This window comes from Streptomyces sp. SID14478, from assembly GCF_010548525.1.
Classification (GTDB): domain Bacteria; phylum Actinomycetota; class Actinomycetes; order Streptomycetales; family Streptomycetaceae; genus Streptomyces.
The window spans coordinates 1-9,608 of sequence record NZ_JAAGMG010000841.1; the positions used below are offsets into that span (position 1 = coordinate 1).

General features: G+C 66.4%; 8 protein-coding genes and 2 pseudogenes. 4 read left to right on the plus strand and 6 right to left on the minus strand.

The annotated features are described in order from the left end of the window. Positions 1 to 632: transposase family protein (locus G3I40_RS27420; protein ID WP_164304953.1), on the plus strand; the 632-nt coding region annotated here is incomplete at its 5' end. Positions 633 to 1,460: 828 nt separating this feature from the next. Beyond that, positions 1,461 to 1,652, plus strand: a pseudogene (locus tag G3I40_RS27425) (IS630 family transposase); the annotation flags it as partial. Between the two features lie 425 nt (positions 1,653 to 2,077). On the opposite strand, the gene G3I40_RS27430 reads toward G3I40_RS27425, so the two are convergent. Then, positions 2,078 to 3,400, minus strand: a complete 1,323-nt coding sequence (locus G3I40_RS27430) for a hypothetical protein (RefSeq protein WP_164304955.1) — start codon at positions 3,398 to 3,400, stop codon at positions 2,078 to 2,080. A 534-nt stretch (positions 3,401 to 3,934) separates the two neighbouring features. On the opposite strand from G3I40_RS27430, the gene G3I40_RS27435 reads away from it, so the two are divergent. After that, the gene (locus G3I40_RS27435; protein WP_164304957.1) at positions 3,935 to 4,660 is read left to right on the plus strand and encodes a DNA cytosine methyltransferase; all 726 of its coding nucleotides are present in this window, start codon (positions 3,935 to 3,937) and stop codon (positions 4,658 to 4,660) included. 542 nt (positions 4,661 to 5,202) lie between these two features. Here G3I40_RS27435 and G3I40_RS27440 read toward each other — a convergent pair. Continuing rightward, positions 5,203 to 6,015, minus strand: coding sequence for a helix-turn-helix transcriptional regulator (locus G3I40_RS27440; protein ID WP_164304959.1), 813 nt, complete (start codon positions 6,013 to 6,015; stop codon positions 5,203 to 5,205). 128 nt (positions 6,016 to 6,143) lie between these two features. Between G3I40_RS27440 and G3I40_RS27445 the strand changes: the two genes are divergently transcribed. Next, positions 6,144 to 7,007, plus strand: a complete 864-nt coding sequence (locus tag G3I40_RS27445; RefSeq protein ID WP_164304961.1) for an oxidoreductase — start codon at positions 6,144 to 6,146, stop codon at positions 7,005 to 7,007. Between the two features lie 597 nt (positions 7,008 to 7,604). On the opposite strand, the gene G3I40_RS27450 is transcribed toward G3I40_RS27445, so the two are convergent. The 4 genes and pseudogenes from G3I40_RS27450 to G3I40_RS27465 form a co-directional block, all read right to left on the minus strand. Continuing rightward, on the minus strand, positions 7,605 to 8,060 hold the full coding sequence (locus tag G3I40_RS27450) for a MarR family transcriptional regulator (protein ID WP_164304963.1): 456 nt from the start codon (positions 8,058 to 8,060) through the stop codon (positions 7,605 to 7,607). Positions 8,061 to 8,096: 36 nt separating this feature from the next. Beyond that, positions 8,097 to 8,774 carry a hypothetical protein gene (locus G3I40_RS27455; RefSeq protein WP_164304965.1) on the minus strand — a complete coding sequence of 226 codons (678 nt, stop codon included), beginning with the start codon at positions 8,772 to 8,774 and terminating at the stop codon, positions 8,097 to 8,099. Positions 8,775 to 8,927: 153 nt separating this feature from the next. Continuing rightward, a pseudogene (locus G3I40_RS27460) lies at positions 8,928 to 9,014 on the minus strand (transcriptional regulator); the annotation flags it as partial. Further along, on the minus strand, positions 9,015 to 9,608 hold a 594-nt coding region (locus G3I40_RS27465), incomplete at its 5' end, for a hypothetical protein (protein ID WP_203644662.1).

A 9,608-nucleotide genomic window follows, 5' to 3' on the forward strand; every position in this document is an offset into this window, starting at 1 on the left:
CGCACCTTCGGAACGCAACAACGTATGCCCAGCTCGCGGCGGGATTCCGGGTCGGGACGAGTACGGTCTACCGCTACGTGACCGAGGCCGTCGACCTGCTGGCCACACTCGCACCGACGCTCGCGCAGGCAGTCCGGGCGGCGTCGATGAAGGCGTACGTGCTGCTCGACGGGACACTCTTGGCCATCGACCGGATTGCCGCCGACCGCCCGTTCTACTCGGGGAAGCACCACAGGCACGGCATAAACGTGCAGGTCATCGCGGGTCCGTTCGGTGAACTGCTGTGGGCTTCGCCGGCATTACCTGGCGCAGTCCACGATGTGCGCGCGGCCCGTGAACACGGCATCGTCGACGCTCTCGATCAGGCAGGCATCACCTGCTGGGCTGACAAGGGCTACCAGGGAGCCCGGCGCACGATTCGGGTTCCCTTTCGCGGCCGGTGGAGCACACTCTCAGCAGGTCAACAGGCTGTGAACCGCTCTCAAGCCAAGATCCGGGCCCTCGTCGAGCGAGCCATGGCTACCCTCAAAACCTGGCGACTCCTGCGCAAACTCCGGTGCTCGACCACCCGCATCACCGCCACCGTCCAGGCCGTCGTAGTCCTGCATCAGGCCAGCTCAGCAGCAGGATGAAAAGGGTTCACTGTCGTTGTCGTCATCCCCGGTGTGGATGAACAGACCGAGCAGAACGGCAAGCAAAGCTGATGCTACGGCAGCCCACGACAGGAGGCGTGATCGGCGGACATCCTTACATGCTGCATCCATGACCTTGCTCAACGGGCCGTCGCTCCCCTGGCCTTGCCTCTTTTGAAGTTCTCTCCGGTAACGCTGGGAGTTTTGGGCGTCGGAACATGCGCGTTCCAGCGGGATGGGCATTTTTCTCCGTATGGAACGGCTCCGAGCTCTCCCGAGTCCGGCCCTTCACCCTTTCGCGACAGACAGAATTTCCAGAGATCGGTGTGCTGCAGCTCCACTGTTCGATTGAGATCGGTCGCGTCGCGGACGGAGAAACCGACCCCTTTGTCAATCTCTCTGTTCATCCTTGCGGTCAGGCTATCCGGGCGCACAGGTGTCGAACCCGTGACTCTGGGCTTGGACGCGAATGCTTCTTCTGGCTGCTGGCTCGAGCAGCCCGCGCTCAACGCAGTTGCCGCTAGTGTCAGCACAACCCCGCGGAATAGCATCGTGCGTTTCAAGGGACACCTCCCGATAGTGCACAACGCGAGGTCGCACTGTTTTCATGACGGAACGTCAAGGAATGGTGCCGTCCATCCACATGAGGTATTCCTGTGCCTGACCGGCAGCAGCAAGGAGTTGCGGCTGCCGGTCAGGCACTCAGGGACGGCCGTTCGGGGAAGGTCCATTGCCGATCCGGGTGAACCTTCAACGGAAGGCCAGCCGCGGTGGACCGAAGGGCGCGGCGTGGACTTTTGGCAAGGAAGCGGTCTCGTCTCAGGCCGGTTCGCCGAGCTGACGAACAAGCAGATACGGCGAGGCGTCCACAAGACCGTCCAGGCCCTGGAGAAGGACATCCGGACCTGGATCGCCGCATGGAACACCGACCCCAGGCCCTACGTCTGGACCAAGACCGCAGACGAGATCCTCGAACGCCTCGCCAGCTATCTGAATAGAATTCCTGACTCAGAAGACTAGACGGTGTGGCGCTCGCGGTAGAGGTCGACCGTGGTTGAGTCCACGCTGGCCAGGGAGGTCCGCCAGTCGTAGACGGGCTACGGTCCAAATCGCTCGGGTATATCCCGCCACGGGGCCCCGGACCGGAACTTTCACACGACGCCCTCGAGCTGGGCGCAGATTCGCGTTGCTCGCGCCGGGCAGTGGCCGGCAGCGGGGGGTTTTGTCGCCCGCTTCCGGTGGAGCCGGAGCCGGTTGCGGTTCGGCCCCCGCAGCCCCCGGCCGGGTCGCCGGGGCGCGATGTGGCGGCCGAGGAGCGAGTTCGCGTGGAATCGGCAGACCCAGGCGAGTACGGGATTGAGCGCGTCGCCGAGTTGGCGCGTCTCACCCGTCGATCAAGGCCCCGAATCTCTTGGTTTTTGACATCATTGGCTTTTGGCCGCACTCTACTTGTGTCCCACAGCGCTGACAAGCTTCGTGAGCGATGTCCCGTGCAAGCGCTTGAGTAGAAAACTTTCGATTTTCTGCAATTTAGAGTGTGCCATCTTACTCTGTAGAATCAGTTCATCCAGTCGATACGATTCCTCCACGAGCATCGAGTCGAGCTTGTCGCGGTCATCGAGCTCTCCCTCCTTAAAAAGGCGCCCGAACTGACGTTCCTTGGATTCCAGGCGCTCCTTCAACCAGCCCAATCCCAGCATCGAGTCCCTGATGCCAATGGTGTGATGGGCCCTGGAGGGGTGGAGGTGCCACTGGAGTCGGCAGTCGTAAATCTCCGCCCAAACGGGGGTTAGGATTCTTAGGGCTACGGAGGAGATGCCCTTGCTCCGCATGTCCGCCAGATGGTCGGCGACGGAATCCAAGGTAGACTGGAGCCTCTGGAACTCCCGCTCCTCCAGAAGTATTTCTAGCGTTTTCCTTCCGTACAAGCTTGTTCTGAACATGTAGCGATCACTTTCGAAGCCGAACCTTGGAGACCATGCCAGCCGCCCGGACTCAGCGGCTCCGGAGGCAACATCCAGGTAGGCAGAACGATATGAATCGCAGTTCTCGTACACCTCTTGCAGTGCGACGTCAAGCTCTGAAAGTTTTGCGAGGAGTTCAGTCAGCAAGCGGTTCGCATCCTTTGCTGCCTCGTCTCTCGCCCGGATCCTGTCGATCAAATTTCCACTTCGAGTGAATGCAAAGAATCCGATTGTCAGCACCAGGGTGGGCGCCCATGCCCTCTGGTCTGCGACCATGGGGATTCGATCCAAAATCGCTCGAAGATCCGTTGATGCCCCACCCGGACGCTCGTGTCGATATACCACCACGCCGGATACAAGGAGAATCAGAGATCGCCTAGAGAGTAGTTTAAGGACCCGCATCGGCGTTCGCGACAAATTTTCTAGAAGATTCCTTCTCTTCGCCATCTTTTCGAGGCTCTTCGCGGATATTTGCCTGGTGAGGCGGCGAGCCATTGCGTAGCGGAAAAGCCACATGGGGTTCCTTCGCTCCAGGTCGATCCATGACCGAGGGAGCTTTTTTCGCCAAGCGGGATCACCTACGTGGACACCGATCTTGCTGGCATAATCCAGTACTTCTGGATACCAACACCTGCGTTCGGAACGTACGCTCACCTCCACCCAGAGGATCCTGGCGAGCAGGCGGGCGAAGGTGAGTGCGCCGAGCAATGCGAGGGAAGTAGCGGCAACCTTCAGCGGGATGGCGAGCCAAGTTGGTGGTACTGCGGTCTCTATCGATGTGAAGATCTTATGCGTCAGGTCCACTTCTCTCCTCCGGCGATCCATCATGGGGAGCGTCATTATCAGGGAGCGGCGGAGGCGACCTGAGCGGATTTGAGGACAATCTGAGCAGTGAGGTCCGCGTGCGGCTTCCTTGCGATTGGAGCGGCGGCGAGGCGACCGCGCGGGACATCACGCCCGACGCTGAGCCAGGCAGTGGCCGCCGGTGAGAATGATGGTGAGCATCATCGGCGGCTGCCTCAAGGTGATGACGTCGGGGCCAGCCCGCTCCGGACAGGGGGCGGTTCGCGTCGAGAACGTCTGGACTATGCCGTGGCCGCCGACCTCAGCCAGCCGCCGTCCTTGAAGGCGGCCGCGACGGTGAGGCTTCACCACCTGGGCCTGGTGGACACCGCTGTGCGCGCCCACGGAGCGGTGACAGCGCCTGTCGGGTCGGCAGCCGAACAGCGATGTGCTGCGGTGGGCGCGCGGCAGCGTGCAGCGCGCGGTGACATCGTGTGGCACGAACCCGGGATGTGATCTGACGCTTACCGGCCCCCGTCTGGGACTTGGAGCGGATTGTGCCGCTGTTTCTGCCGCCGCTGCACCGTCGGCGTCATTCTCAGCCCGCCCTGCCCGAGCTTCTCCACCGCGGGCAAGCGCGCCGGAATCCTCGCCGCCAACATCGACATCCTGCGCGACGCCATCGCCGCCGTCGGCGAAGCCGCAGGGTTCATTCGCCTCGACGAGGTGTGCTGCGACGAACTGTTCCCCGACCTCGACGACGACTGCCGGCTGTGCGCCGACCTCGGCTACCACGAGGGCTACGCCCCGCGCACCGGACAGAGTTGGGCCCAGGTGCACGACATGCTCGACGACCTCACCGACCCCCGCATCGGCCTGATGCTCGAAGTCGTGCTGTGGCCGCTCGGCCTCCAAGCCGCGAGCGCGCCGATCCAGTGGATGGCCATGGAGCAGTCCAGCAACCTGCCCGAAGAGATCCTGGACGAGCTGTCCGTCGAGTTCGGCTGCGCGGACTGGTTCCGTACCTCCTGGGCCGTACTGGAATCCGCGGACCTCGGCATCGCCTCCCGCCGCAAGCGGGTCTTCATGCTCGCCTCCCGCTTCCGCTGGGTCGATCTCACCCCGCCCGCGCACAAACTGCCGTTCACGGCCATGGCGAAGCGCTCGACTGGAACGAGGGCGAGCGTGTCAACACCCGCGGGCAGCGCCCCGCCGACCCGGCCACCGGGCGCGCCAAGGGCGGGAACTGCTTCTCCGCGGACAATCCGTCATGGTGCCTGACAGGCAAGACCCGCACCTGGGTCCGGGAGCGGGACGGGCGGCGCCTGCACCCCTCGGAGGCCGGGACGCTCGCCTCGTTCCGTGCCACCTATCCCTTGCAAGGGTCGCGCTCCTCGCAGTTCCAGCAGGCCGGAGACGTCGTGTGTCCCGCTGTCGCCGCGTATGTCCTGGGCATCTTGCACGGCCGTCGACTGGGAACCGAGGGTGCGGGACTACCTCACCAGCCTCTACCACTACGAGGATCTGTGGGTCGACGAATACCGGCTGGCCGTCTGAACGGCAGTTCGCCCTGGCCTCCATACAGGTGGAGGCCAAGACGGGTGCGACGCGCCTGCTACACGCCCGGCAGGCCGTGCAGCAGCATGAGCGTGTCCTGCTCGACCACACCCTCGGAGACAGCAGGACTTTGGGCGGGCCCTTCTTGCCGTCACACGCAGCGGCGGCCCGCCCCTCCACCCCATCAACGCCGTGCGGCGCACCCTGGTATATGACCTGTAGCAGAATGCCGCCGAGGTGGTGCGGTGCCCCGGGCCGAGGAGCGTTTATCCGGCGGCCAGGCGGCGGATCGTCGCCTCGTCGGCGCTGCCTTCCCGGCCGAAGTACACATACAGCACGTGCCCTTCAGGTCCTGCCAGGGCGAATGTCTCGTACTCCAGACTCAGCAGGCCAACTCCCGGCACCTGTAGCTGCTTGGCACCGTGGATGCGGTCATAGACGTCGTGGGAGTCCCACAGTGCTCTGAAAGTGTCGCTGCTCTTGCGCATGGTGGCGATGAAGGCGTCGAGTTGGCCGGGGAGGGCGGCTGCGGTGGCCCGCAGACCGGCTACAGCCTGGAGGCTGATGTCCTGCCACTGCGGATACGCCTGGCGTGCCCGTGGATCGAGGAAGGTGAACTCGATGAGGTTCTGGCCCTGCGCCCAGGCTGGGTTGAGGCGGGGTGCCAGGGCGGTGGTGGCCAGCACGTCGCGGCGGGGGCTGGTCACGAATGCCGGCAGGTCGCTCCAGCGACGCAACAGATGGAGCACGCCGGGGCGCACCGCGTCCGGTTCACGGTCAGGGGCGGCGTCGGTGAAGAGGGCGGGTGCGGCCAGGGACCACAGGTAGCTGCGCTCTGCGTCGTCGAGTTCGAGGACGCCTGCGATGGCCTGAAGGATTTCGCGGGAGGGGTGGCGGTCACGTCCCTGTTCCAGGCGTGTGTAGTAGGAAGGGCTCACGCCGGCGAGTAGGGCGAGTTCCTCGCGGCGAAGCCCGGGGACCCGGCGGCGGGTGTGGGTGACGACACCAGCGCGTGCGGGATCGGTCCGCTCGCGTCGCCTGCGCAGGAAAGATCCCAGGTCGTTGTCGTCGTGGCTCACCCGGCCGACCCTACTGGCAGGCAGTCGAGCCGTCCGGCGTTCAGGGAGCCAGCCGGTGAGCCTGACCCTGCGAGAGCCCCCCTTGAGCAGGCGTGGCAGCATCCGGCGGCAGCTGTTGACATGGAGCCATGTCCGACAGCAACGAAAGCGCATCTGTAAAGTCGTGGCTCATCACCGGCTGCTCCAGCGGCCTGGGACGCGCGCTGGCCGAGCACGCCCTGCGCCGTGGCGACCACGTCGCCGTCACCGCCCGCAACGCCGACTCCGTGCAGGATCTCGCCGCACCATTCGGCGAGCGGGCGCTGGCTCTACAGCTCGATGTCACCGACCCAGCCTCGGTGCAGGCAGCCGTCGCCCGCGCCGAGGAGCATTTCGGTGCGATCGACGTGCTGGTGAACAACGCCGGCTACGGCTACCTCGCCGCCATCGAGGAAGGCGAGGACGACGTAGTGCGCGCCCTGTACGACACGAACGTCCACGGCGTCGTCTGCGTTCTCAAGGCGGTACTGCCCGCAATGCGGGCCCGCCGGGCGGGACGCATCGTCAACGTGTCGTCCTTCGGCGGGCTGGCCGCGTTCGCGGCCACCGGTTACTACCACGCGACCAAGTTCGCTCTGGAGGGCCTCTCGGAATCCCTGGCCGCCGAGGTCGCCCCGCTGGGCATCGCGGTGACCATCGCCGAACCGGGCGCTCTGCGCACCCAATGGGCCGGTTCGTCCATGCAGCAGTCCCCGCTACGCCTCGCCGACTACGAGCACAGCGCGGGCGCGCGCCGCACCTCCACCCTGGGTGTCTCCGGCAAGCAGCCTGGCGACCCGGCCCGCACTGCCGCGGCGATTGCCGCAACCGTCGATTCCGACCAGCCGCCGCTGCGCCTGCTGCTGGGCTCGGACGCGCTGGGCGGGGCCCGCTCCCGGCTCGCTCGCCTTGCCGACGAGATCGACGCCCACGAGGCTCTGACCAGCAGCGCTGACTTCACGGAGGGAGCATGAACGCGCGGCGGCCCCTCCCCGGCGCCGGGGAGGGGCCGCCGCGCGCCGATTCGGATGGCACAGCCACCGGTTGGGACGGACAGCCCGTGCGCCCGCCGCCCTGGCCGCCCTGGCCGGATGTCCTGCGTGAAGGTCTGCCACTGCTTGATGGTCCACACGGCCAAGCTGGCAGGGGGAAGGGGGAAGGGGGAAGGGGGAAGGCTACTGAGACGGATGGGCGGTGAGCCAGTCCTTCCAGCTGATGGGCAGGCCGCAAGATCAGGGTCCGGTTCCAGTCCGCGTCCCCCTCGACCTTCGCCCGGCCCTCCTCGATCTGGTCGATCAGCACGTACGCCGCAGTCCGGTCGCTGGAGGCATCGGCGTTCATCGCCTTCCGCAGCTCGCGAGCGTTTCTGACGATCTCGTTGAGGTCCTTGGTGCAGTCGTCCGGGCTCCCATGTCAGCGCGCCCAGATCATCCACGTATGCAGGAATCCGAGGACGTGGCCGACCGTCTGTGCTGAACACGCGCCGCGCACACCGCGCCGCGCACACCGCGCCGCGCCGACCGTCCTCCGCCACTGCCGCACCATTGTTGGCGATGCGCGCGCCGGCCCGTTCAGCGCCGCGTGGCGGGACGGGATTTAAGCTGCAGCGGCAAGGATACGACGGACTCGAGCAGCTGGGCCAGGGTGTGGCGCTGCTCGGGTGCGAGTCGTGCGGTGGCCGGCGCGAGAGCGTCTTGGACTTCTGCGTACAGGCGCTGGGTGAGTTCGTGGCCGGCGTCGGTGATCAGGACGACGACGGCGCGCTTGTCGTCGGGGCTGGGGCCACGGGCGAGCAGGCCGCGGCGTTCGGCGCGGTCGATGAGACCGGACAGGGTCGACTTGTCGAGGCCGAGGAACGCGGCCAGGTCGCTCATGCGGGGCTGGCGGTCGCGGACGATGCCGAGTACGCGCAGCTGGGTGAGGGACAGGTCGTACTCGGCGCCTACGCGGGTGAGTACGCCCATGACCTGGAAGGCGCTGCGGACCAGGCCGTCTACCAGGGCGTCGTCTGTGTTGTCGGCGGCCATGGATCTCACCCTACTTGACTTCGTTTGCATTCCCAATCAACCTGAAGAGAGATTGGTAATGCAAACCAAACCTGCCCGGGAGTCAGTCATGCATGCTGCGGTCCTCACCTCGTACGACACCCCGCCCACCTTCGGCGAGCACCCCGACCCCGTCGCCCAGCACGACCACGAGATGGTCGTGGATGTCCTCGCCGCGGGCCTGCACCACCTGACCGGTCGAAGGCGAACGGCAGCCACTACTCCGCCACCGGCGTCTTCCCGCTGGTGCCCGGCGTCGACGGCGTCGTACGCGACGTCGAAGGCGGCCTTCGCTACGTGGCCCTCGACGACACGACATTCGGCACGTTCGCCGAGCGCACCGTCATCGACGTACGCCGCAGTGTCCTGCTGCCCGACGACGCCGATCCGGTCCGTATCGCTGCCGCGATGAACCCGGGCATGTCCTCCTGGGTCGCCCTGCGCCGCCGCATCGCCTTCCAGGAAGGCCAGCAGGTCGCGATCCTCGGCGCCTCCGGCAACGCCGGGCGGATGGCCATCCAGATCGCCAGGCGGTTCGGCGCCTCGCAGGTCGTCGCCGTCGGCCTCGACACCACCCGCTTCAAGGAACTCCTCGACCTGGGCGCCGACCAGGCGGTCACCTTTCGAAGAGATCGGAGCGGCGGCAGCCGACGTCGACGTGGTCCTGGACTTCGTGTGGAGCGCACCGGCTGCCAACGCGATGCTCCCGATCCTGACCCAGCGCGCTCGGAACACGCGTTGAGACCAGCGAGCGCGCGTTCCTCCTTCCTCGGGAGCAAGCTCACCGTGAGGGCCCGGAGCCCCCCTCGAACCGGCGGCAACGGTGCACACCCCGGGCCCTCACACACCCAGGATGTCGAGCTGGCGGGCCGCGGCCTCATCGCCCTTGATGCCGCGGGCGCCGAACTTCCCGAACTCCATATTGCCCGCGGGCACTTACCTCCCCTTCCCGGGGTGCGGGACCTTGTCGAGAACGGCGGGTGCGGCGGGCAGTGCCTGGACCGCGGCGTCCTTCGCCGCGACGAGAGCGGCGGTGAACCGGTCGGCAACAACCTTGGCCTGCTCAGACAGCGCTCCCACCTCGGCCGTCGCCAGGTCGGCGCGGGCGGTCGAGGCGAGAAAGTCCAGCACGTCGGCGCCGTCCTTCTCCAGTTGCTTCATCTGCTGCAGTTCCCGCAGACGAGCGTCAGCCTCCGCCGTCTGCGCCGCGTACGTCTCCAGCGCCTCCACCTGCACCTCGATGGCAGCCAGGCCCGTCTTCAGCGCCGCCCGGCGGGCGTCCAGGGGCGCCTGGGCGTGCTCGCCCTCCGCCGTGTCGGGAGTCTCCTCGACGAGGCCGCTGTAGCGGTCCAGGGAGCGGGCCACCTCCCAGACCTGCGCGGGGAGCTGGAGCTCGGCGCGCTGGCGGTCGACCAGGTCGCGTTCGTGGACCTCGGAGTCGAGGACCTTCAGAGCAGCGCTGCGTGCACGGTGGAGGAGGTCGGCGGCCTCGTCGGTGAGCTGGGAGGGCAGCACGAAGCGGTCGCGTAC